This window comes from Ruegeria sp. H8, assembly GCF_056532905.1.
The window spans coordinates 105,051-126,774 of sequence record NZ_JBQFNY010000004.1 but is presented as its reverse complement, the minus strand read 5'-3'; the positions used below and the strand labels follow the sequence as shown (position 1 = coordinate 126,774).

The window sequence follows — 21,724 nt, the reverse complement described above, 5'->3', positions numbered from 1 at the left end:
CGGCGCGCAGATGGCTAGGCACGCCCCCTTCTTCGTGAAGTCGCACGGCAGGCCTCGGGTTGATGACAAACCGGTGTTACGCGGGATTATCTTCATCAACTGCAATCGTTCGCGGTGGCGCGACACTCCCGAGGAATACAGAACTCACAAGACGCTTAACAGCCGGTGGAAGCGTTGGTGCAGGAAGGGTATCTTCGCCCGGATGCTGGCCGAGCTGGTTGCCGGGCACGGCGAAAGGAAGAACACGATCCCCTGCCGAGCAATGGACGCGACCTATCTCATCGCACACGGCACCAAGACCGGTATGGCCGAAAAAAGGGGGGCGTGGCCGCCTGATCGGGCGCACCAAGGGCGGCATGAATACCAAGCTGATGCCCGCCTGCGATGGCCAGGGTCGCCCGCTCAACCTGTTCGTGACCGCCGGGAGCGACAGTGATTGCATCGACGCCCGGACTCTGCTCAGTAGCATCCCAAATGTGGATTGGCTGCTTGGGGAACCTGGCCGTGATGCCAGTCAAGGAAGACAAGCGCCGCAACTGCATCGAGACTATGCTTGGCGGGCTTAAGAATTGGAGGCGTGCGGCAACCCGCCATCACCGTTGATCCGGGGTCTTCCAATCAGCGACCGCACTCAAAGAAACCGTCATCCACTGACTGGGAATCCTCGCCCAAGTACATTAGCTCTTTTTCGAAACCTTTCCGCCGGAATAGAGATGCGAAGCGCTGTGCTCTTAAATCCTCGCGCTACGTCAGTCACGTAGTTTTTTTTGTTTTCAATATAGTTAGTCACTGTATCTTGATCGGAACGACCCTGAAGAGAGACGCAGGAGATTTCAAAATGGAATTGATTTCTGAGCAGCTTCGTACCTTCCCGATTATGGCGCTGTTTCTTTGTCTGGGCTTAGGTTACGGCGTTGGAAAGTTCAGGGTCGGCAAGTTCGAACTTGGTGGCATCGCCGGAACCCTTTTGGTGGCCGTTCTTGTAGGTCAAATCGGGGGCATTAACCTGAGCACCGATGTCCAGAATATTTTCTTCTCTCTCTTCATTTTTATGGTCGGCTATAATGGTGGCCCTCAATTTTTTGCAGCTCTGAACCGAACCGCACTTACCAAGTTACTGGCTGCATTTATGATGACTGTCTGGGGACTTTTCTTTGTGGTGGTCGTCGCCCGTTTGGCTGGGTTGGACAAAGGGTTGGCCGCCGGGCTGGCTGCAGGAGGGCTTACGCAATCCGCAATCATTGGTACCGCTGGAAATGCCATCGACCTGCTTGGGCTGGCCGCTGACGAAGCGGAAAAGCTCAAAACCAACATCGCCGTGGGATATTCAGTCACTTACATCTTCGGCTCGATCGGGCCAATTTTGGCGGTGAGTGTCATTCCAATCATAATGCGCGTGGATCTGCGCAAAGAGGCGATTAAGCTGGCCCAAAAACTCAGCGGAGGTGGCCGCAAACTGGAAGAAGGTGAGTTCCTCCCAATGAACCGCTTTAACGCCCGCGCCTATCAGGTAGGTTCCGACGCCTCGATTGCAGGAAAGTCAGTTAAATCCATCGAAAACACTTACGACGGCGACCTGATCGTCGAGAAAATTCTGCATGAAGGTGCGCCGTTAGATCCCAAACCGGACATGATTATCAGCCCAGGAGACGTCATCGTTGTATCGGGGCTTGTTACAACCCTGACCCGGTTCGAAGGTAGTGCAAGCGGAGAAATTGGTGAGTACCCACCTGAATTGACGGTGGTGGAAGAACGTCGAAATGTTGTTGTCACTAATCGGAAACTGACAGGTAAAACTCTTGCCGAATTGCGCGAAGCCGTAACAGCCGATCAACGACGCGGCGTTCACATCTCAAAAATTACCCGAATGGGTCACGAAGTGCCGGTGTTGCAAAATACCGAAATTCATGCAGGCGATGAGATCTGCATCGTCGGCCACAAAGACGACTTGAACCGAGCGGCAAAAGAGGCGGGATACGTACCGCCATTGGCTTCGGCCACAAATTTCATCGCGCTGGGGATTGGTGTGGCAATTGGCTATTTGATTGGCGAAATCAGCTTCGTGATCGCTGGAACCAAAGTGTCGCTCGGCTCGGGCCTTGGGTGCCTCGTGACAGGGTTGATAATCGGGTATTTGCGTATTCGCCGACCAAAGATCGGCGGGATCAACCATGGGGCCGCAAATTTTCTGCAGAGTTTCGGATTGGCGGTATTCGTCGGGGTTGTTGGTTTGAATGCCGGTAAACCTGCTCTGGAAGCAATTCAACAGTACGGCGTTACCCTGCTTCTGTTGGGAGTCCTGGTCACAATGATGCCAATGATTGTTCAATTCCCTATTAACTACTATGTCTTGCGCATCAAAAACCCGGTCGAAGCCTGCGCGGTTGTTACCGGGTCCCGGTCCGGGAACCCGGGGTTTGCCACGTTGCTTGAAAAGGCAGGGAACTCCACCCCCACGCCAGCGTTCACCATGACCTATGCGGTTGCAAATATCTTTTTGACGCTCTGGGGCCCGCTCGTTGTGGCGTTCGTACCGTAAGTCGCTTCAGAATGACCTCAACTGTCGATCGCGACTATGTGGCATGCGGCTAGGACATGACCCGCTGAGAAGACAGGCTGATAGTTTGGGTCGCCTGCGTCCTCAGCGGCCATGTTTTTAACCGTGCAACGGCAATCCTTTTGACGCGCGATAAGCCTGCACATATCCAACGGCCACAGCCCGTACAGCGCGACCGATCTGGCGATAGGCACTGTCGTCCAAATTGGCGAAAGACACGCGTGCAGACCAGTTGGGCGCATCAAAACCGGACCCGTTCAACAGCACGATTCCGTGGTCCTGCGCCAGTTTGAACGAGATATCCAACGGGTGAACGTTTTCCTTGATCCATTCGACCACATCTTCGCCGACGTATTTCCGCAGCCAGAACTCGAAATCTATGATGCCATAATACTTGTCGAACAACGGGTTGTCGGCGACTTCAACGCCCAATCCGTCGACCAGTTCATCAAAACGGTGCTTCAAGATACCCCAACAGAACTTCTGATAAACTTTTTCTTGGTCCATCAACTCGACAAGCGAGAACAATGTCATCATCACTTGTTGTGGCACCGACAGACCCGCAGTGTGATTTAGTGCGACATCCCGGCTGTCGGCGACGATCCGGTCAATGAACTTGAACGAGGACGGGTCGGGGGTCAGCGATTCATACCGGGCGTTCACCACAGCTTTGGTCTCGTCCGGTGCCTCAGCAATCATCTTGTCGAAGATGTTGTTCTCGGCCACCAGAATTGCGCCCAGACGCCAGCCCGTGCAACCAAAATACTTCGAGTAGGAGTAAACCCCGATCGTATTTTCAGGAAGATGCCCCATCACCGATTGAAAGTCAGGTACGAAGGTGCCGTAGACATCATCTGTCAATATGATCAGGTCAGGACGGCGGGTCTTTACGAAGTCCACAAGTCGGGTCATGACTTCGGGGCTGATCGCGACAGAGGATGGATTCCCTGGGTTGACCAAGAACAGCGCTTTGACTTTGGGATCGGCCAGCAGTTCAAAATCGTTGTCGTTAAGTTGAAAATGATCTTCTTCAGCAGAAGACACATCCACAGTATTCAACCCGTAATCTTCAAGCACCGGCATTTCCAGATAAGGCGTGAAGATCGGCGTGCCCAATGCAATTGTGTCGCCTGCATTAAGCAACCGCTGGTTCTTAAGTGCCTTGAAAATATAGCACATTGCAGCAGTTCCGCCCTCTACTGCGTAGATATCGAACTTTGCGTCGGGCCGATGGCCTGCGCACATTGCCCACATCACGTATTCGTGGACGATCGCTTCATTGTGTTCCAAGCACCTGTCCGGCATCGGGTAGTGGTCGCCAATGATACCGTCGGTCAATTCGAGTACGAAATCGTCTGCTGTGAAACCAAATTTTTCAATCGCAAAGTCCACCACGGCCACCAAAGTATCTGCGCCTGGAGGACCGTTTTTTTCAGACGTGTCGGTGCAGTATGCCTTGAGCCGTTCGTAACATCCCGGCCCTTGTGGCATACCGGCTAGTCCAACTTGTGGTTCATTGCGATGTCGCTGTGCCTCGGTCATCGCGAACTGACCCAAAAGGAAGAACGCCTCTCGTGCCTTGGTAGCGATCCAATTCGGGTTGCCGCGCCCTGCGTTCAAATATGGCAGCGCCATTTGGCGCGACTCTCTCTGCGCCAGCTTTATGAGTTCGTCTTTGATCTGGAAAGGACTTAGGTTCTCGAACTTATGCAGGTCCAGCGTTTCTGCCATGGCATCAAACCTTTGCGTTAGAACAATCGAAAGAATTCAACCGGATCGTATGCAAGGTGATGAGCAAATGTAAACAGAACTATCAGAATGGAGCGACCGACGAAAAGAAAACCATGAACTTCAAAACAGGCTCTGGGGTCGCGATTCCTAACCAGTAAACGACTGTTGCTGCGGGTGCGATCGCTGATTGGAAGATCCTGGAACAGGTCGCGCTTATTGCCCAACAGGGCGGCACGCCAATGATGCCACGATAGAGATCATCACAGTCTTCTTCTCGCCCTGCCCGGCAACAAGGCCGGCCAGCATTCCGGCGAAGACACCTTTCTCGCACCAACGCTTTCTCCGGCTGTAAAGCGAGTTGTGCGCTCTGTATTTCTCGGGAACGTTGCGCCACCGCGAACCATTGCGATTGATGAAGATAGTCCCGCTTAATACTCCTTTGTCATCAGCCAGAGGCTTGCCAAGCGACCCTGCTAAGAAGGGGGCGAGCCTGGCCTCCTGCTCGTCAGTCAACCAGAAAGGATCACGCGTGTCACCGCTCTGTTTTCTAGGACGTGTACCCTGAAGTACCTTGAAATTGGATGCATCGTGGCACTATGAGGGTGATTTCAAACCCAACTGTTTCAGAGCTTCGTCCGCTGACCGAGCCCAACGTTCCCGAAGGGCAGCGTTGGTGCTATGGCGCAAACCAAGTGATCTCAGATGCTCAAATCGGTTCGGGTCATCCCTCCCGAAAGACACTGCTACGCGTGGCCACCAATAGTCCACAGCGTCTTGCATGTCTTGCGACGCTCCGTTTTCAACCAGCTTCACAGCGCCTTCCAACGCCAGTTCGCCGTGATGCGCCTCGATCGGTGCGATCTGCCGGAAAGCCTCGGCCAGTGGCTGGTAAGAGACGGTCGAGAACTCCGCCAGTTGCTCTGCCACGGCACGGCTCATCAGCAGGTTCATGACGACGGCATCAGTCCAACCGGAAATCGGATAATTGAACACCGCAAGCCGCATGTCATGTTCGCTGCGGGTCGCGCCGATATCCGCTTTTCGATCCAACCGGGCAGTCCAAGGGTGATGCGTGGCATAACGATCCGTGTCGGCGCCGAACTCACCCATGATTTTCAGAACCCGGTCCGCATGGTCCGTCTTTTCCAGCACGATCTTCGCCGCGGCGATGCGTTCCTTTATGCCGGGGCTCTGGTTGATGACATCAGCAAAGCCTGCGGCACCTGCGAGTTCGCTGTCCACAAACGTAGCCATCAGTTTCATCAGCTCGGCGCGGTAACGCGGCGGTACGTTGGTCGGGTTGGTCAGCACTCCGCCTGCGGCCAGATAGCTGTCAAGTGTCATGGCGTCGGTCATTGATCCTCTCCTTTTACTGGTCGTAGTCCACGACCACGCGGTCGGTCACCGGGTAAGCCTGACAACTCAGCACGTAGCCTTTTTCGACCTCGTAATCTTCCAGCGCGTGATTGGCGAGCATCTCGACTTCGCCCTCAAGAACACGGCAGCGGCAGGTCGAACAAACCCCGGCTTTGCAGGCGTAAGGCGCGTCCATGGCATTTTCCAAGGCTGCATCCAGAATGGACTGATCTTTCGGCAAGGTCACGGTCTGCGTCGCGCCGTCCAGTGTGATCGAAGCACTGGTCTGGTTTGCCTGCGTGCCTGCGTCGGCCGCGTCTGTCTTGCGCCTGGCCCGACCCGGCTGGGCGCTGGCGAAGAGTTCGAACTTGATCTGGCTGTCCTCAAGTCCGTGTTCCCGCAGAGCGGCGGCAATACCAAGCATCATCGGCTCTGGTCCGCAGATGAATGCGGTGTCTGCATTCTTGACATCGATCCAGTGCTTGAACAGCTCGCGGCATTTTTCCTGCGTTACCAGACCGGTAAACAGGTCAATCTCCTGCGCGTCGGTTTCCAGAATGTGGATGACGTTCAGCCGACCCATATAGAGGTTCTTCAGATCCTCCAGTTCCTCGCGGAACATGATCGTGTTGATGCCCTTGTTGGCATAGATCAGCGTAAAACGGGATTTGAGTTCGCGGGCCAATGTGGTTTTGAGGATCGACAGAACAGGCGTGATCCCCGATCCGCCGGCAAAGCCAAGGTATTGTTTTTCCGCATCCGCATCGATGGGTACGTGAAAATTGCCCATTGGTGGCATCGCCTGCACGACGTCACCTATGTTGAGCTCTTCATTTGCCCAGCTTGAGAACGCGCCACCCTCGACGCGTTTTATGCCGACCTGAAGAACACCGTCATCCTTGCCGGCACAGATGGAGTAGGAGCGGCGCAGTTCTTCGCCGTCGAATTCGCGCCGGAAAGTCAGGTACTGGCCGGCGGCGAAGTCGAACTGATCCGCTGCGCCGTTAACGGGTTCAAGCGTAACGACCACCGCATCGCGGATGGTTTTGTGGATGTCGGTGACTTTCAGGTCGTGAAAACGTGCCATCCGGTGCTCCTCCTCAGATGCACTTGAAATAGTCAAAGGGTTCCAGACAGTCCGCGCAGCGCCAATGGGCCTTGCACGGGGTCGAGCCGAATTGGCTGACCTTTTCGACTGATTTACTGCCGCAATGGGGACAGCGATCCGGGCCGCCCGCGGGTTGCGGCGGCGCAATTCCATAGTCTTCCAGCTTGGCGCGGCCTTTTTCGCTGAGCCAATCGGTGGTCCAGGCGGGTGAAATGCTGGTTTCTATGCGCAGGTCCCCGATGCCGTGATCGCGCAGGGCGGTTTCGATATCCATACTGATGATGGATGTCGCCGGGCAACCGGAATACGTTGGCGTGACGGTTACGACCAGCGTGTCAGCGTCCCAGCGCACATCGCGCACAATGCCCAAATCCACGACGGAAATCACCGGGATTTCGGGATCGGGCACGGCATCCAGCCAGCTCCATATCTGGTCAGTCGAGACCCGCATCCGCTTTTACCACTTTGCTCCGGGATAGGCGCGTTGCAGCCATTGCATCTGCGTCAGCAGATGGCCCAGATGTTCGGTATGCATGCGCCCGTCGCGGCCGCCTTTATGGGCAAAACGGCTTTCCGGAATGGTCAGCGTCGCCTGATTGAGGACCCGCTCGACCAGAGCGTCGTATTCCTCTCGCAAATCCGCCGGGTTCGGCGCGACCCCTGCGGCGACCATCTGGGCGTCCACCTCGTCGCTGGCAAACATCTCGCCCACATAGGGCCACAGATAATCCAACGCGTCCTGCATCCGGGCATGACTTTCCTCGGTTCCATCACCAAGCCCGACAACCGTGTCGCCCGAACGTTCCAGATGGTAGGTCACTTCCTTGCTGGCCTTGGCGGCGATTGCCGCGACCCGCTCGTCCGAGGAAGCCATCAGCCGCCCCAGCATGATCGAGTGCCACGCATCGAACAGGAATTGACGCATCAGCGTACGGCCGAAATCGCCGTTCGGCACCTCGACCAGCAACACGTTGCGAAAATCCCAGGCGTCGCGCAGGAAGGCCAGATCGTCGGCGCTTTTGCCACCATCCGCCTCTCCGGCAAGGCCCAGCCACATCTGGGTCTGACCAATCAGGTCCAGCGCGGTGTTGGCCAGCGCTATGTCTTCTTCCAGAACCGGCGCATGGCCGCACCACTCACTGACACGATGGCCGAGGATCAGGGTGTTGTCCCCCATCCGCAGCAGGAATTGCAGAAATGCCTCGTCCCGGGTCATCACATTGCCCCCACTTCATCGGGAATGTCGAAGAAAGTCGGGTGGCGGTAAACTTTGCTTTGGCTCGGTTCGTACAGCGGCCCTTTGTCGCTGGGCGACGACGCCGAGATGTTGTTGGCTTCGACCACCCAGATCGAGACGCCTTCGTTGCGGCGGGTGTAGACATCGCGCGCGTTCTTGATTGCCATTTCCGCGTCAGGGGCATGTAGCGAACCGACATGTCGGTGGCTCATCCCATGCTGACCGCGGATGAAGATTTCCCACAGGGGCCATTCGGTATTCATCGGGTATCCTCCTCAGGGTAAGCTTATTCAGCAGCCAGATTGCCGGCCTGTTTCTTGCGGGCGTGGGCCAACAGCCCGTCACGGACCCACTTGCCGTCGTCCCATGCCTTGTTGCGCGCGGCCAGCCGATCCACGTTGCAGGGGCCGTTGCCTTTGATCACGTCAAAGAATTCCGACCAGTCGGGTTCCGTAAAGTCGTAATGCCCCCGCTCTTCATTCCACTTCAGATCCGGATCAGGGATTGTCAGACCCAGATATTCAGCCTGCGGCACGGTCTGGTCGACGAATTTCTGGCGCAGCTCGTCATTGGTGTTGATCTTGATCTTCCACGCCATCGACTGGGCCGAATGCACCGAGTCCTTGTCGGAGGGGCCGAACATCATCAGTGACGGGTACCAGAAGCGGTTCATCGCATCCTGCGCCATCTTGCGTTGCTCGGGCGTGCCTTCGGCCATTTTGCGAATGGCATCGTAACCCTGACGCTGGTGAAAGCTTTCTTCCTTGCAGATGCGGATCATCGCGCGCGAATACGGCCCGTAGGACGTTCTTTGCAGCGGCACCTGGTTCATGATCGCCGCCCCGTCAACCAGCCACCCGACCGCACCGATATCGGCCCAGTTCAAGGTCGGGTAATTGAAGATCGACGAATATTTCATTCGGCCATCCAGCAGCATCTCGGTCAGTTCATCGCGGCTGACACCCAACGTTTCGGCGGCACAATACAGGTAAAGACCGTGTCCGGCCTCGTCCTGCACCTTGGCGAGAAGGATCGCCTTCCGCTCCAGCGTCGGCGCGCGCGTGATCCAGTTGCCTTCGGGCAATTGGCCCACAATCTCGGAATGAGCGTGCTGTCCAATCTGACGGATCAGCGTCTTGCGATACCCATGAGGCATCCAGTCCTTTGGCTCGATCTTGATATCCGCGTCGATTCGCGCCTGGAATTCAGCAAGCTTGTCCGGATCTTCATTCGACGCTTCGGATTCTACCATCTGAGCATACATGTCCCGTCTCCTCCGTTACACGCGTTCAAGTATAAGGGCCGCACCCTGCCCGACACCCACACACATGGTGCACAGGGCATAGCGCCCGCCGGTACGTTTCAATTGATAGGCCGCAGTCAGCACAAGACGCGCACCGCTCATGCCAAGGGGATGGCCCAGCGCTATTGCGCCACCGTTGGGGTTCACGTGAGGCGCGTCGTCGGGAAGACCCAGCTCGCGCAAGGTGGCAAGGCCCTGAGACGCAAACGCCTCGTTCAGTTCGATCACGTCCATCTGATCCACGCTCAGCCCTGCCCGGGCCAACACCTTGCGGCTGGCCGGCACCGGGCCGATGCCCATCACACGTGGCGCAACACCCGCAACCGACATGCCAACCACACGGGCCATCGGGGTCAGACCGTTCTGGGCTGTCGTGGCCTCATTCGCCATCAGGATCGCCGCCGCGCCATCATTCACACCGGACGCATTTCCCGCCGTCACGGTTTTGTCGGGCCCGTTCACACCTTTCAGACCCGCGAGTTTTTCTGCCGTAGTTCCCGGGCGCGGGTGCTCGTCCGTATCAACGACAATCGGATCGCCCTTGCGCTGGGGAACCGAAACCGGGGTGATTTCATCCTTGAACACTCCAGCCGCATGCGCGGCGGCCCAGCGGGACTGGCTGCGCGCGGCAAAGGCATCCTGGTCTTCCCGGCTGATACCATAATCTTCGGCGACATTGTCGGCCGTTTGCGGCATGGAGTCGACGCCGTATGCCTGCTTCATCTTCGGGTTCACGAAACGCCATCCGATCGTCGTGTCGTACACCGCGTTGCTGCGGGTGAACGCCGAACTCGCCTTGGGCATGACGAACGGCGCGCGTGACATGCTTTCCACGCCACCCGCAATGGCCAAATCATAGTCGCCCGCCTTGATGCCGCGCGCCGCCATTCCCACGGCATCCAGGCCGCTGGCACACAGACGGTTCACCGTCGTTCCCGGAACGTCAATCGGCAAACCCGCCAACAGCGCCGCCATACGCGCAACATTTCGGTTGCTCTCGCCCGCCTGATTGGCATCGCCATAGATCACGTCGTCAACACTGGCCCAGTCGACCTGAGGGTTGCGCGCCTTCAATGCCGCCAACGGCAGAGCAGCCAGATCATCTGTGCGGACCGACGAAAGCGCCCCTCCGTAGCGTCCGATCGGAGTGCGCGTCGCGTCACAAATGAAAGCGTCCATCTTAGAGTACTCCTGTTCCCACGGAACAATATCAACCGTCTGGTCGGTTAATAAATCTTCCCCTGATTCGATGCAAGTCTTATGTTACTCAATCTTCTCATGTATCGCACATCTTGTAACATTAAAGGTGACTGCTGACCAAAGAGGTTTTCTTGACTGCAAAAAAGACGACGCAGCCCTTCTTAACAACGGCAGAACATCCAGCAGCTCGCCCGAACTTTGCCCCGCTGTGGGTCAGTCCATCAGTTCGGCTTCCAAGCTCGATAGCGAGGGGCGCGGTAGCCTGTCCAACAAGTGCGAGACAGCTTCTCTGCATGCGGCGCCTTTCCAGTCGTCCGGCAGGAAAACCGGCGGCAGGCTTGGATGGCGCAGAACGATACGACGCCAGGCATGCACCACCAGTACGCGCAGAACCGCCGAACGCATCGGATCGCCCGCCCCCTCTGCGGGCAAAAGCCGCTCGACAACCTGAATGGCATCCCAGAACTGATCATAGGCGGTTTTCAACGGCTCCGGCCCGCACAGGTCGCGAAGCCAGTTCGGGACGGACATCGTGTCGCTCTCGAAACCCAGAAGCTCCTCAAGATCATTCGGCATCGGCCCGGGCGCCATGGCCGTGGACGCATTCAGCGAGAAGTAATCCCCTGTCAGCATCAGGTCCGACAATTCCTTTCGGGAACTTTCCGAGTTGCTGGCGATGAGGACATGCCAGATATCAGGCATGTTCGGGTCGCGGGAATAGATACGCGGCGCGGCTGCAACGCTTTGACGGCGGCCAAAGCTGGTCAGCCTGTGTACACTGTTCCGACCAACCCGCGTGCTTTCAATCCAGCCTTCCTTGCGCAACCGATGCAACGCAACCCGCGTGGCCTCGGCCCTGATCCCCGCCAGACGCGTAAGCGCGGTGATGAGTGATCCGCTGATCTGATCTGATCCATCCTGCGCCAGATCGCCGAAAATCGTGACCAGAACAGACCACACCCGCTGGGTGCTTGTCGTGGTCAGCCGGCTGACACAGGTTTCAAACCAGTCTGGAGCGGTATCTTTCATTTGCCCAGTATAATCGGGCCCGAAGGAAATGCCATCCGGCCCCGCGCGCCCGGTTTCGTACAGGGTCAGGATTGCGCCAACGGGGTCGGTTCAGTCAAGCGTTGTCGGGCAAGACAAATGATCGGCCGAGGCAGCGCCACCTGCGCGCGCCGCGTTGCCTGCCGCTCTATTTGGCGTGCATGTCACGTTTGCGGTTGCGAGTTCGTTTCGTGGCCTCTTCCGAGCCATCGTGATAGGTTCCGAACCACTTGTCCCAGGGCATTTCCGCGTTGCCGTAATTGCATTCGTAATACCGGTGATGCAACTGGTGGAAAAACGCCCCGATCAACAACGCCTGACGGTCGCGCGCCCAGATGGCCTCGTACCCGGAATGAGACGAGGCGGCACCCAACATCAGCCAATACCCCAGAAAGATCATGTGCACCGGGTTGCTGGGCAGCACCAGCACGATCAGGATGGCACTGAGATACCCCAAAGCCTCGACCGGATGCATCGACATGCCCGACCATGGGCCGGTGTTGACGTTGCGGTGATGCACGGCGTGAACATGTCTGTAGATGAATGGCTGATGCAGAAATAGATGCACCACGTAGAAATGAAAGCTCTGCCAGATCGCCAGGATCGGAAACAGCAGCACGAACCAGACCGGATGCGCCGTGAAGCTGAGCGTGGCGATATAGTCGTTGGCATACATCCAGCGCAGAAAGCACTCCAGCATCGACAGGAATGTCGCGCCAAAGACCATCGAATGGTAGATGTTGTCCCAGGTCTGATAGCCGAACTTGTACAAAGCGTTCTGGCGCTTCATGTAAGGCCGTGGGTCGTATTTCAGCAGCTTTCCCTGCCCGTCAACGCCGTAGAACCACATGTGCAGACCACCGGCGACGATCAACAGCAGCACCCAGTTCCGAATGAATACCCATGACATCCAGCCCGAGGCAAACGAGGCCTGCCCGGCATCGACGGGTTGTACCCAGAAGGCCACTAGGAAGGCCAAGGCCAGAAAGATCGAGCGGTCCGAGAACTGAAGCCAGTTCTGCCAAACCCATTTCGCCAGGACGCCGATTTTCGGCGGCCAGTTCCAGTACGGGGCGTATTTCACCGGCAAGTCCGGGTGCCAATGCCATTCGCGGCTCATGGGGCCGGGCGCGGGGCGTGCCTTGGTGGTGTCCTGAAGGTTCGCATCTTGGGTCGTCACGTGATTGTCCTTTCCTGAATAAAGTCGCCTTTTTCAGGACCAGGCCGGAGGCGGCTCGTAAGGATATTTGCGTGATGGCCGGCGATACATGATGTGACCTATTCGTGGAACGGGCGGCGGTTATCGAGCACCTTGCGCAACCTGCCCCGCCCATCCGGTTTCTTGCGGACACCGGCAGCGGAAAGCGAACCGTTCCGCTCAGAAACGGCGGCACGAAAGACGGCCAGAAGTTTCAGCCGATTTGCTTCAGGCGTGATGCAGGATCCCCCCATGTCGGCGAATGCAACGGCGCAAGAATGATGATCCGCCATGCTGTAGATCCGTTACCTGCCCGCCGCGCACCGCCCTATTCGGCGGCCTTCAGGTCAGATCCTTGCGGGATCACTTCGTAACCGGGCTCTTCGGGTTCATCGTCCAGCATTTCCGATGGGAACCCCGGCGCGCGGATATCCAGCCCGGTTTTGTCTTCGAGCCGGCGGATGATGTTGGGGGAAAACTCACGAGGGCCGTATTTCTCGATCCCGTCCTTGAAAATCTCGATCATCAGCGGATTGACCTCCAGCGGCACCCCGGCGCGATCCGCCACCTCCTGAAACAGGCCGATATCCTTCAACACCAGGTCCATCGTGAACGAGATATCGCGAGACCCGTTTAGGATGACCTGACTTTCGGTTTCATGCACGAAGGATGTTCCCGAACTGATCTTCATTGCCTCATACGCCGTATTCAAATCCATTCCGGCGGCCTTGGCGACCACAAGCGCCTCTGAACAGGTGATCAGGTTTGCAGTGGCCAGATAGTTGGTCAGCACTTTCAGTACCGAAGCAGATCCCAGTTCACCGGTATGAAGGATGCGACGCCCCATCGTGGTCAGAAAGGGCAGAATACGTTCGAACGCGGCGCGATCACATCCGGCAAAAATCGAAATGTTGCCGGTATCCGCCCGATGACACCCCCCCGAGACCGGACAATCGACGGCAGCGCCACCGCGTTCCTTCACCATCGCACCCAGACGCTTGACCTCTGCTTCATCCGTGGTGGACATCTCCATCCAGATTTTGCCCGCGGTCACTTCGGGCAGCATGTCCTGCATCACAGCGTCCGAAGCCGCCGGAGAAGGCAGGCAGGTGATCACCGCATCACAATCCCGCATCAGTTGTGCCGGATTCTCGGCAGCCTTTGCCCCGCGGTCGACGAAACCTGACACTAGGTCAGAGTTCAGATCATGTACGGTCAAATCAACGCCATTGCGCAGCAAACTGCCACTGAGTTTCCCGCCGACATTTCCAAGGCCGATAAATCCAACTTTCATACCTGCGTTCCCTTTCCGGTGGCCAATCAGAGGACCAGCGCTGTTTTTCCCTGATGAAATCTACGGGCGTTGAATGCAGCATGTAAAACGAATAAATATCGCCGGTATCCATAAAATTTTTTGGTGCTGGAAATGTCAAAATCGCCCAATCTGGTCTGGCTGCGGTCTTTTGACTGCGCTGCACGGCATATGAGCTTTACTGCTGCGGCAGAAGAACTTGGCATCACACAGACAGCCTTGAGCCTGCACGTCCGCTCATTGGAAGCACAGCTGGGCTGCCCTTTGTTCTTTCGTGCCGCGCGCAACCTCAGCCTGACAGAGGTCGGGCAGGCGTATGCGTTTTCAGTTCGGCGTGCCTTGGGCGACATCGACTTGTCGACCGCAAGCCTGTTTGGCTCCGCTCACAAGCACGAGCTGGTCGTGCGTGTGCCGATTTCCACGGCCAGCTTGTTCCTTGCCGGCAGATTGCCCGAGTTTTCACGCGCACACCCGGGTGTATCGATCAGGTTGGTTTCAAATATCTGGGCAGAATCCGCGGGCAGGGAAAACGTCGATGTCGAGCTGCGTTTGGGAAACGGGGAATGGAACGACGGGCCGTTCAGCAAGATCTCGGATGAGCGTATCGTTCCGGTTGCAGCCGGATCACGAGATCGGAAATGGCCTTCGACGGAAGAACTGCTGGTCAAACCCCAGATACAGATTTTGGGATTTCAGGACATGTGGCACCGGTATTTTTCCGCTTTCGGCACAAAATATTCTCCTGCGGCGTCTTGCTTCACCGTGGACACCACAATTGCCGCCGTGGACATCGTGGCGGAAGGTGGAGGATACGCGGTAATCCTTGAGCGCTTTGCCAGAACCGCAATCAAGGCCGGAAGGTCCATCGCGATAGTCGGGGACGCCATTCCAATCGAACAGAGCCATTTCCTTGTCGATGGTCAGAGATCAAACGCGAACTCTGCTGCCAAACAGATGTTTGAAACCTGGCTCAAACAGATTTTCGCCTGAGATGTGCCTGCGGGCAGTGAGTTCGATCTTCTGTATTTGACCAGTTACCCGCGTGCCCGCGTCTGCTTGCTGATCCAGTTTGCAAAAAATTGAACGGCTTCGTTCTTCTGACCTGTTGGCGTCGCGATGTAATAGGCGCTGTTCGACGTGTTGGCGATCTGGCCGATTTCGGTCAGAACACCGGACGCAAGCTCTTCTTCAATCAAATACGAGGGCAGAATGGCGGCACCCAAACCGACGACGGCGGCCTCGATCAGCATCGAGAACTGATCGAACCGCATCCCCGGAAAAACCGCTCCCGGATCCAGCCCGAGCTGAGAGTGATAGGTGGACCACAGCTCGGGGCGCGAGGTCAGATGCAAAAGCGGCAGCTCAAAGGTCTGTGCGCGGGTGTCCAGCCTGTGACGTCTCAGCAGCGCGGGTGCTGCCGTGACCACCAGATGCTCGGGGAACAACCTGCGCAATTGCGCGCCCGGCCAATCCTCCTGCCCGAAATGGATGGCCAGATCCATACGTCGTTCTTCAAGGCTGAAAGGCGTCGTGTAAGAGTGCAGATCCAGTTCGATCCCGGGATGGCGCGTTTTGAAATCCGGCAGGCGCGGCACCAGCCACCGTGTCGCAAAGGTGGGCAGGACGGCCAGGGTCAAAAGCGACGCACCGTCTCCGGCTGCAATCGCGCGGTTGATCGTACCACTGAGACGTTCAAGATCACCTGCCAGCTCGTCCCGCAAGGCCCGCCCCGCTTTGGAAAGGCGCACTGCGCGTCCAACCCGCCGAAACAGCGTAACGCCAATCGCGGCCTCAAGCTCTCGGACCTGACGGCTGATCGCGCTTTGCGTCACGCCAAGCTCTTCGGCCGCCATGGTATAGCTTTCATGGCGCGCGGCGGCTTCGAAACTGCGCATAAGGGCCAGTGATGGCAGTGAGTTGATCCGGGGCATGGTATTCATGAGTTTTAGTCACTGAAAAGATACTCATTGGCGTATTTTTCTCAAGTGACTTTGTGGCTAAAACCGAACCTGCTTGCAGAGGAAGGTTCATGGTGTTCCAGCGCGCTGACCGGTTGAACGGTATCGAATTGTCGGAAATCGTCCAGATCTCAGAGGCCGCCGCCCGCCTGCGCGCCCAGGGGCGTGATATTCTGACGCTGTCTACCGGCGAACCGGACCTGCCGACGCCACCCCATGTGGTCGAAGCTGCGCATTCCGCGGCACTGAAGGGCAAAACCAAGTATCCGCCCACTGCGGGTGTGCCTGAACTGCGCACGGAAATTGCCCGACAGGCAGGCGCCGAGATGGCTCAGGTCATCGTTTCAACAGGCGCGAAACAGGTGATCGCAAATGCGATGCTGGCCAGCCTTGACCCCGGCGACGAGGTCATCATGCCCGCCCCCTATTGGACCAGCTATTCCGATATTGTCCGGATGGCAGGTGGGGTGCCGGTTGTTCTGCCCTGCCCGATGGAACAGGGCTTCAAACTGCTGCCTGAACAATTGCAGGCCGCCATCACGCCGCGCACGCGCTGGCTGATGCTGAATTCACCCTCGAACCCGTCGGGCGCGATTTACTCGAAGGAAGAACTTGCGGGGCTGGCAGAAGTGCTGGAGCGCCACGCGCAGGTCTGGGTTCTGGCCGATGAGATTTATCGCCATCTCAGCTTTTCACCTTTTACCTCCGCGGCCGAGGCCGCCCCGGCGCTGACCCATCGCATGCTGATCGTCAACGGTGTGGCCAAGGCGTGGTCGATGACCGGATGGCGCATCGGCTGGGGGATCGGACCGTCCGATCTGATAAGCGCCATGGTCGCTGTTCAAGGGCAAGTCACATCGGGGGCATGCTCGATCTCGCAATGGGCGTCGCTGGCCGCGACCACTTGCGACCCCGAGTTGCTGGAGGAGCGTCGCGCCCTCTTCGCTGCGCGCCGCGATCTGGTCGTTGACGGGTTGAACGCAGTACCCGGGCTTCGCTGTTCCACCCCGGACGGGGCGTTTTACGCCTTTCCGTCCTGCACTGGCCTGTTGAAGGAACAAGGCGGGCCATTTGACAGCGACGCGGAATTCTGCACGTGGTTGCTGGAAGATGCCGGCGTTGCCCTGGTGCCCGGCCGCGCCTTTGGGATGCCGGGCCATCTTCGCCTGTCGTTCGCATATGCTGAAGATACAATTGCAGCGGGCCTTGCGCGTCTGAAAACCGCTGTGGAAAGGAGACTTACATGAAACCTCAATCCGCCCCACACCTTGGCCCCTTCACCTGGGACGATCCGTTCCTGCTGGAAGACCAGCTGGCCGAAGACGAACGCATGGTTCGTGATGCCGCGCATGCCTACGCGCAGGACAAGCTGCTGTCTCGGGTAACTGCCGCGTTTGCCAATGAAGAAACCGACCCGGCCATTTTTCGCGAGATGGGTGAGATGGGTTTGCTGGGAACAACCATCCCCGAGGAATATGGCGGCATTGGGTCCAGCTATGTGACCTATGGTCTGGTCGCGCGCGAGGTCGAGCGTGTGGACAGCGGCTATCGTTCGATGATGTCGGTGCAGTCCAGCCTGGTGATGTATCCGATCTACGCTTACGGCACCGAAGAGCAGCGTCAGAAGTACCTGCCCAAACTGGCAACCGGCGAATTTATCGGCTGCTTCGGGCTGACGGAACCCGATGCCGGTTCGGACCCCGGCTCGATGAAGACTGTCGCGAAGAAAACCGAGGGCGGCTATGTGCTGAACGGGTCGAAAATGTGGATCTCGAACGCCCCGATCGCAGATGTGTTCGTCGTTTGGGCCAAATCCGAGGCGCATGGCGGCAAGATCAAGGGCTTTGTTCTGGACAAGGGAACGGCTGGACTGTCGGCGCCCAAGATCGAAGGCAAGCTGTCCTTGCGCGCCTCGATCACCGGTGAGATCGTGATGAACAATGTCGAGGTCGGCGAGGATGCCCTGCTGCCCAATGTCGAAGGTTTGAAAGGCCCGTTCGGCTGTCTGAACCGTGCGCGTTACGGCATCGCCTGGGGGTCGATGGGCGCCGCCGAGGCGTGCTGGCACGCGGCCCGGCAATATGGGCTGGACCGCAAACAGTTCGGCCGTCCGCTGGCGCAGACACAACTGTTCCAGCTGAAGCTTGCCAACATGCAGACCGAAATCACGCTGGGCCTGCAAGCCGCGTTGCGCGTGGGGCGCCTGATGGACGAAGCCCGCGCCGCGCCCGAGATGGTCAGCCTGATCAAACGGAACAATTGCGGCAAGGCGCTTGAGATCGCCCGCCATGCCCGCGACATGCATGGTGGCAACGGGATCAGTCAGGACTTCCACGTGATCCGCCACATGGTGAACCTTGAAACCGTCAACACCTATGAAGGCACCCATGATGTGCATGCCCTGATCCTGGGCCGTGCGCAGACAGGTCTGCAAGCCTTCGCCTAAGGACATCTGACATGGATCGCGCCGCAATCGTGCATGACAATTTCCTGCGCCGTGTTGCGGCGCGGGACTTTCCCGAAGGGTCCGCACCGGCCGGGCCGCTGAGCGGTCATGAAGCCGTCGCGCTTTACAGGGCGCAATGCCTGAGCCGCGCGCTGGACCGGCAAAGCCGCGCGATGCAGAAGGCGGGCCAGGGGTTCTATACGATCGGGTCGTCCGGGCATGAGGGCATGGCGGCCGTTGCCGCGGCCCTGCGCCCGACCGATCCGGCCTTTCTGCACTACCGCGATGCGGCCTTTCAGATTGCCCGCGCGGATCAGGTGCCGGGCCAAAGCCCGACATGGGATATTCTGCTGTCCTTTGCCTCGTCTTCCGAGGATCCGATCAGTGGCGGGCGTCACAAGGTTCTGGGATCGAAAGCGCTGTGCATACCGCCGCAGACCTCGACCATCGCCAGCCATCTGCCGAAGGCGGTCGGCGCGGCATATGCCGTCGCTGCTGCACGGCGTCATCGCCCTGAACATGCAGACATGCCCGAGGATGCCATCGTCTGTTGCTCGTTTGGGGATGCCTCGGCCAACCACTCCACTGCACAGGGCGCGTTCAACACGGCGCAGTGGACGTCCTTTCAATCTGTGCCTCTGCCCCTTCTGTTCTGCTGCGAAGACAACGGGATCGGTATCTCGACCAAAACGCCGAAAGGCTGGATCGCGGCCACTTTCGCCAACCGTCCGGGCCTGAAGTATTTCTCGTGCGACGGGTTGGATCTGTTCGACACCTATCGCGTCGCGCAACAGGCGGCGGACTATGTGCGCAGCCGCAGGAAACCTGCTTTCCTGCATGTTCGGACTGTTCGCCTGTACGGTCACGCCGGGGCCGATATGCCAACCACCTATATGCCAAAAGCCGAGGTTGAGGCCGAAGAAGCCAACGACCCGCTGCTGCATTCCGTGCGTCTGTTGGATCAGTTCGGCGCGATGGGCCCGGAACAGGCGCTGAGCGTCTACAATGATACCTGCGCCCGGGTCGCCCGCGTGGCCGATCAGGCCGTCGCACGCCCGCGCCTGCAAAACGCAAAAGAGGTGATGGCCAGCCTGATCCCGCCGGCACGCCCCTGCGCGCCGACCAACGGCCCAACACCCGAGCGTCGGGCCGAGATTTTCGGCGGCGATCTCAAGGCCCATTCCGAACCGCAGATCATGTCGCGGTTGATCAACTGGGCACTGACCGATCTGATGCTGGAACATGGCGAGATCGTCATGATGGGCGAAGATGTCGGCCGCAAGGGCGGCGTTTACGGCGTGACCCAAAAGCTGCAAACACGGTTTGGCCCTGACCGGATGATCGACACGTTGCTGGACGAACAGTCGATCCTGGGCCTGGCGATCGGCATGGCCCAGAACGGGTTCACGCCAATGCCGGAAATCCAGTTTCTGGCCTATCTTCACAATGCCGAGGATCAGCTGCGAGGTGAGGCCGCCACCCTGCCCTTTTTCTCGAACGGTCAATACACCAACCCGATGGTCGTGCGCATTGCCGGACTGGGGTATCAAAAAGGGTTTGGCGGACATTTCCACAATGACAACTCGGTCGCTGTATTGCGCGACATCCCGGGCCTGATCCTGGCCTGCCCGTCGAACGGTGCCGACGCCGCGCGGATGCTGCGTGAATGCGTGCGCCTCGCGCGTGAAGAACAGCGGCTGGTCGTTTTCCTCGAACCCATCGCCCTCTACCCGATGCGGGACCTGCACGAGGCCGGAGACGGCGGCTGGATGCAAACCTATCCCGATCCTTCTGAAAAGATCGGCTTCGGCGAGGTGGGCGTGGATGGTGACGGCGACGATCTGGCCATCGTCACCTTTGGAAATGGCGTCTATCTCAGCCATCAGGCGCGCACGGCCTTGCAGGCCGACGGGATCAAGACACGGATCATCGATATGCGCTGGTTGTCCCCTTTGCCCAAAGCGGCACTGACACAGGCCGTGATCGGGGCCAAACGCATCCTGATCGTCGACGAAACCCGCCACCATGGCGGCGTGGCCGAAGCTCTGATGGCGCATTTTCATGAAACAAGCGATGTGCCGCTGGCCCGCATCACCGCAGAAGACAGCTTTATCGCAACAGGCCCGGCCTATGCTGCGACCATGCCATCGAAGGACAGTATCGAAACCGCCGCGCGATCCTTGATGGAGGCCGGCACATGAGTTCCGCCAAACAGACTGCCGTCGTCATCTGCCCTGGCCGCGGTACTTACAACAAACCCGAACTGGGCGTCCTGGGCCGGCAATTCAGTGACAAAGCGCTTCTGAGGCGCTTTGATGATATGCGGCGCGCGCAGGGGCAAGACACGCTCAGCGAACTGGACGGTGCCGCCCGATATTCCATTGCCAAGCACACGCGCGGCGACAATGCATCTGCTTTGATCTATGCCGCGACTTTGGGTGATTTCCGCGCCATCAATCCTGACAAAATCGAAGTGGTTGCGGTGACGGGAAATTCGATGGGCTGGTATTCGGCACTGGCCTGCGGCGGTGCGCTGTCCGCCGAAGGAGGGTTCGAGGTGGTCAACACCATGGGCACTCTGATGCAGGAAAACATGATCGGTGGTCAATTGATCTATCCTTTCATGGAGTCCGACTGGCATCCTGACCAGGCCCGCAAGGCAGAGCTGCTTGCCTTGGTGGATGACATCGACCGAACCGATGCGACGCTGACCCTGTCGATTGATCTGGGCGGCATGTTGGTGCTTGCAGGCGACGACGCCGGTCTGGCCGCGTTCGAAAAGGCCGTACCGGTGGTTCAGGAACGTTTTCCCATGCGATTGGTCAACCATGCCGGGTTCCATTCGCATCTTCAGGCTCCGGTTTCGGCGCAGGGCCGCACACAACTGAGCGCTAGCCTGTTCCGGCAACCGGACCTGCCCCTGATCGACGGGCGTGGCCGGATATGGTGGCCCGGAGCATGCGACCCGAATGCGCTTTGGGATTACACCCTGGGCCACCAAGTGACGGAAACTTATGATTTCACCCATGCCATCGCACAGGCCGCGCATGAGTTCGCACCGGATCTTTTCATTGTTACGGGTCCCGGCACCACGCTGGGCGGTGCCGTCGCGCAAAGCCTGATCCTGAACAATTGGTCCGGACTGTCGGACAAGTCGACATTTCAGTCTCGCCAAAGAAACAGCCCGATTCTGTGTTCGATGGGAATGGATGATCAAAGGAAACAGGTGACATGAACCTGCGGGCCGCCGGTCAGCCTCAGAGCCGGCGCG

19 protein-coding genes and 2 pseudogenes are annotated in these 21,724 nt (G+C 58.2%); 7 read left to right on the top strand and 14 right to left on the bottom strand.

Annotated features, from left to right (window positions below; all coding sequences use genetic code 11):
* The first annotated feature begins 10 nt into the window (after window positions 1-10).
* Both ACR0A2_RS12075 and aspT read left to right on the top strand, forming a co-directional pair.
* Window positions 11-603 (top strand): annotated as a pseudogene (locus ACR0A2_RS12075) (IS5 family transposase).
* Between the two features lie 235 nt (window positions 604-838).
* A complete protein-coding gene (aspT, locus tag ACR0A2_RS12070; RefSeq protein ID WP_480835161.1) occupies window positions 839-2,539 on the top strand; it encodes an aspartate-alanine antiporter in 1,701 nt (566 codons plus the stop codon).
* A 117-nt stretch (window positions 2,540-2,656) separates the two neighbouring features.
* On the opposite strand, the gene ACR0A2_RS12065 is transcribed toward aspT, so the two are convergent.
* The 13 genes and pseudogenes from ACR0A2_RS12065 to ACR0A2_RS12005 all read right to left on the bottom strand — a co-directional run bounded on the left by ACR0A2_RS12065 (window position 2,657) and on the right by ACR0A2_RS12005 (window position 14,031).
* Window positions 2,657-4,288, bottom strand: coding sequence for a bifunctional aspartate transaminase/aspartate 4-decarboxylase (locus ACR0A2_RS12065; RefSeq protein WP_480835159.1), 1,632 nt, complete (start codon window positions 4,286-4,288; stop codon window positions 2,657-2,659).
* A gap of 255 nt (window positions 4,289-4,543) precedes the next feature.
* A pseudogene (locus tag ACR0A2_RS12060) lies at window positions 4,544-4,801 on the bottom strand (transposase); the annotation flags it as partial.
* Between the two features lie 81 nt (window positions 4,802-4,882).
* Entirely contained in the window at window positions 4,883-5,644 is a 762-nt protein-coding gene (locus tag ACR0A2_RS12055) for a Phenylacetic acid catabolic protein (RefSeq protein WP_480835157.1), read from the bottom strand.
* Between the two features lie 13 nt (window positions 5,645-5,657).
* On the bottom strand, window positions 5,658-6,731 hold the full coding sequence (locus ACR0A2_RS12050) for a 2Fe-2S iron-sulfur cluster-binding protein (RefSeq protein ID WP_480835155.1): 1,074 nt from the start codon (window positions 6,729-6,731) through the stop codon (window positions 5,658-5,660).
* A 13-nt stretch (window positions 6,732-6,744) separates the two neighbouring features.
* The gene (paaD, locus tag ACR0A2_RS12045; protein ID WP_171170265.1) at window positions 6,745-7,203 is read right to left on the bottom strand and encodes a 1,2-phenylacetyl-CoA epoxidase subunit PaaD; all 459 of its coding nucleotides are present in this window, start codon (window positions 7,201-7,203) and stop codon (window positions 6,745-6,747) included.
* A 6-nt stretch (window positions 7,204-7,209) separates the two neighbouring features.
* Entirely contained in the window at window positions 7,210-7,968 is a 759-nt protein-coding gene (gene paaC / locus ACR0A2_RS12040; RefSeq protein WP_480835153.1) for a 1,2-phenylacetyl-CoA epoxidase subunit PaaC, read from the bottom strand.
* Window positions 7,968-8,252, bottom strand: coding sequence for a 1,2-phenylacetyl-CoA epoxidase subunit PaaB (gene paaB / locus ACR0A2_RS12035; RefSeq protein ID WP_171118424.1), 285 nt, complete (start codon window positions 8,250-8,252; stop codon window positions 7,968-7,970). Before paaB ends, paaC begins: the two co-directional genes overlap by 1 nt.
* A gap of 23 nt (window positions 8,253-8,275) precedes the next feature.
* Window positions 8,276-9,253, bottom strand: coding sequence for a 1,2-phenylacetyl-CoA epoxidase subunit PaaA (paaA, locus tag ACR0A2_RS12030; protein WP_171118422.1), 978 nt, complete (start codon window positions 9,251-9,253; stop codon window positions 8,276-8,278).
* Between the two features lie 15 nt (window positions 9,254-9,268).
* Window positions 9,269-10,471 carry a 3-oxoadipyl-CoA thiolase gene (gene pcaF, locus ACR0A2_RS12025; protein WP_480835150.1) on the bottom strand — a complete coding sequence of 401 codons (1,203 nt, stop codon included), beginning with the start codon at window positions 10,469-10,471 and terminating at the stop codon, window positions 9,269-9,271.
* Between the two features lie 234 nt (window positions 10,472-10,705).
* Window positions 10,706-11,521, bottom strand: coding sequence for a PaaX family transcriptional regulator C-terminal domain-containing protein (locus ACR0A2_RS12020; RefSeq protein ID WP_480618954.1), 816 nt, complete (start codon window positions 11,519-11,521; stop codon window positions 10,706-10,708).
* A 166-nt stretch (window positions 11,522-11,687) separates the two neighbouring features.
* Window positions 11,688-12,719 (bottom strand): sterol desaturase family protein, encoded by a 1,032-nt coding sequence (locus ACR0A2_RS12015; RefSeq protein WP_480835148.1) that lies wholly within the window; start codon window positions 12,717-12,719, stop codon window positions 11,688-11,690.
* A gap of 98 nt (window positions 12,720-12,817) precedes the next feature.
* Window positions 12,818-13,030 carry a hypothetical protein gene (locus tag ACR0A2_RS12010; protein WP_480446263.1) on the bottom strand — a complete coding sequence of 71 codons (213 nt, stop codon included), beginning with the start codon at window positions 13,028-13,030 and terminating at the stop codon, window positions 12,818-12,820.
* A gap of 35 nt (window positions 13,031-13,065) precedes the next feature.
* A complete protein-coding gene (locus ACR0A2_RS12005; protein ID WP_480618958.1) occupies window positions 13,066-14,031 on the bottom strand; it encodes an NAD(P)-dependent oxidoreductase in 966 nt (321 codons plus the stop codon).
* 132 nt (window positions 14,032-14,163) lie between these two features.
* Here ACR0A2_RS12005 and ACR0A2_RS12000 point away from each other — a divergent pair, with 132 nt between their 5' ends.
* Window positions 14,164-15,039 (top strand): LysR family transcriptional regulator, encoded by an 876-nt coding sequence (locus tag ACR0A2_RS12000; RefSeq protein ID WP_480835145.1) that lies wholly within the window; start codon window positions 14,164-14,166, stop codon window positions 15,037-15,039.
* A gap of 44 nt (window positions 15,040-15,083) precedes the next feature.
* On the opposite strand, the gene ACR0A2_RS11995 is transcribed toward ACR0A2_RS12000, so the two are convergent.
* On the bottom strand, window positions 15,084-15,989 hold the full coding sequence (locus ACR0A2_RS11995) for a LysR family transcriptional regulator (RefSeq protein ID WP_480835143.1): 906 nt from the start codon (window positions 15,987-15,989) through the stop codon (window positions 15,084-15,086).
* Between the two features lie 89 nt (window positions 15,990-16,078).
* On the opposite strand from ACR0A2_RS11995, the gene ACR0A2_RS11990 reads away from it, so the two are divergent.
* Genes ACR0A2_RS11990 through ACR0A2_RS11975 form a run of 4 tightly spaced genes read left to right on the top strand, consistent with a single transcriptional unit; the run spans window position 16,079 to window position 21,688 of the window.
* Entirely contained in the window at window positions 16,079-17,254 is a 1,176-nt protein-coding gene (locus ACR0A2_RS11990) for a pyridoxal phosphate-dependent aminotransferase (protein WP_480835142.1), read from the top strand.
* A complete protein-coding gene (locus ACR0A2_RS11985; protein WP_171170247.1) occupies window positions 17,251-18,453 on the top strand; it encodes an acyl-CoA dehydrogenase in 1,203 nt (400 codons plus the stop codon). The genes ACR0A2_RS11990 and ACR0A2_RS11985 overlap by 4 nt, the downstream gene beginning before the upstream one ends.
* A gap of 11 nt (window positions 18,454-18,464) precedes the next feature.
* Window positions 18,465-20,654 (top strand): thiamine pyrophosphate-dependent enzyme, encoded by a 2,190-nt coding sequence (locus tag ACR0A2_RS11980; RefSeq protein WP_480835141.1) that lies wholly within the window; start codon window positions 18,465-18,467, stop codon window positions 20,652-20,654.
* Window positions 20,651-21,688 (top strand): ACP S-malonyltransferase, encoded by a 1,038-nt coding sequence (locus ACR0A2_RS11975; protein ID WP_480835140.1) that lies wholly within the window; start codon window positions 20,651-20,653, stop codon window positions 21,686-21,688. Before ACR0A2_RS11980 ends, ACR0A2_RS11975 begins: the two co-directional genes overlap by 4 nt.
* The last annotated feature ends 36 nt before the right edge of the window (window positions 21,689-21,724 follow it).

What these genes read in the sequence shown, in the direction of transcription:
- aspT (WP_480835161.1), top strand. Translation starts at nt 839, where the DNA reads ATGGAATTGATTTCTGAGCAGCTTCGTACCTTCCCGATTATGGCGCTG.
- ACR0A2_RS12065 (WP_480835159.1), bottom strand. Translation starts at nt 4,288, where the DNA reads ATGGCAGAAACGCTGGACCTGCATAAGTTCGAGAACCTAAGTCCTTTC.
- ACR0A2_RS12055 (WP_480835157.1), bottom strand. Translation starts at nt 5,644, where the DNA reads ATGACCGACGCCATGACACTTGACAGCTATCTGGCCGCAGGCGGAGTG.
- ACR0A2_RS12050 (WP_480835155.1), bottom strand. Translation starts at nt 6,731, where the DNA reads ATGGCACGTTTTCACGACCTGAAAGTCACCGACATCCACAAAACCATC.
- paaD (WP_171170265.1), bottom strand. Translation starts at nt 7,203, where the DNA reads ATGCGGGTCTCGACTGACCAGATATGGAGCTGGCTGGATGCCGTGCCC.
- paaC (WP_480835153.1), bottom strand. Translation starts at nt 7,968, where the DNA reads ATGACCCGGGACGAGGCATTTCTGCAATTCCTGCTGCGGATGGGGGAC.
- paaB (WP_171118424.1), bottom strand. Translation starts at nt 8,252, where the DNA reads ATGAATACCGAATGGCCCCTGTGGGAAATCTTCATCCGCGGTCAGCAT.
- paaA (WP_171118422.1), bottom strand. Translation starts at nt 9,253, where the DNA reads ATGTATGCTCAGATGGTAGAATCCGAAGCGTCGAATGAAGATCCGGAC.
- pcaF (WP_480835150.1), bottom strand. Translation starts at nt 10,471, where the DNA reads ATGGACGCTTTCATTTGTGACGCGACGCGCACTCCGATCGGACGCTAC.
- ACR0A2_RS12020 (WP_480618954.1), bottom strand. Translation starts at nt 11,521, where the DNA reads ATGAAAGATACCGCTCCAGACTGGTTTGAAACCTGTGTCAGCCGGCTG.
- ACR0A2_RS12010 (WP_480446263.1), bottom strand. Translation starts at nt 13,030, where the DNA reads ATGGCGGATCATCATTCTTGCGCCGTTGCATTCGCCGACATGGGGGGA.
- ACR0A2_RS12005 (WP_480618958.1), bottom strand. Translation starts at nt 14,031, where the DNA reads ATGAAAGTTGGATTTATCGGCCTTGGAAATGTCGGCGGGAAACTCAGT.
- ACR0A2_RS12000 (WP_480835145.1), top strand. Translation starts at nt 14,164, where the DNA reads ATGTCAAAATCGCCCAATCTGGTCTGGCTGCGGTCTTTTGACTGCGCT.
- ACR0A2_RS11995 (WP_480835143.1), bottom strand. Translation starts at nt 15,989, where the DNA reads ATGAATACCATGCCCCGGATCAACTCACTGCCATCACTGGCCCTTATG.
- ACR0A2_RS11990 (WP_480835142.1), top strand. Translation starts at nt 16,079, where the DNA reads ATGGTGTTCCAGCGCGCTGACCGGTTGAACGGTATCGAATTGTCGGAA.
- ACR0A2_RS11985 (WP_171170247.1), top strand. Translation starts at nt 17,251, where the DNA reads ATGAAACCTCAATCCGCCCCACACCTTGGCCCCTTCACCTGGGACGAT.
- ACR0A2_RS11980 (WP_480835141.1), top strand. Translation starts at nt 18,465, where the DNA reads ATGGATCGCGCCGCAATCGTGCATGACAATTTCCTGCGCCGTGTTGCG.
- ACR0A2_RS11975 (WP_480835140.1), top strand. Translation starts at nt 20,651, where the DNA reads ATGAGTTCCGCCAAACAGACTGCCGTCGTCATCTGCCCTGGCCGCGGT.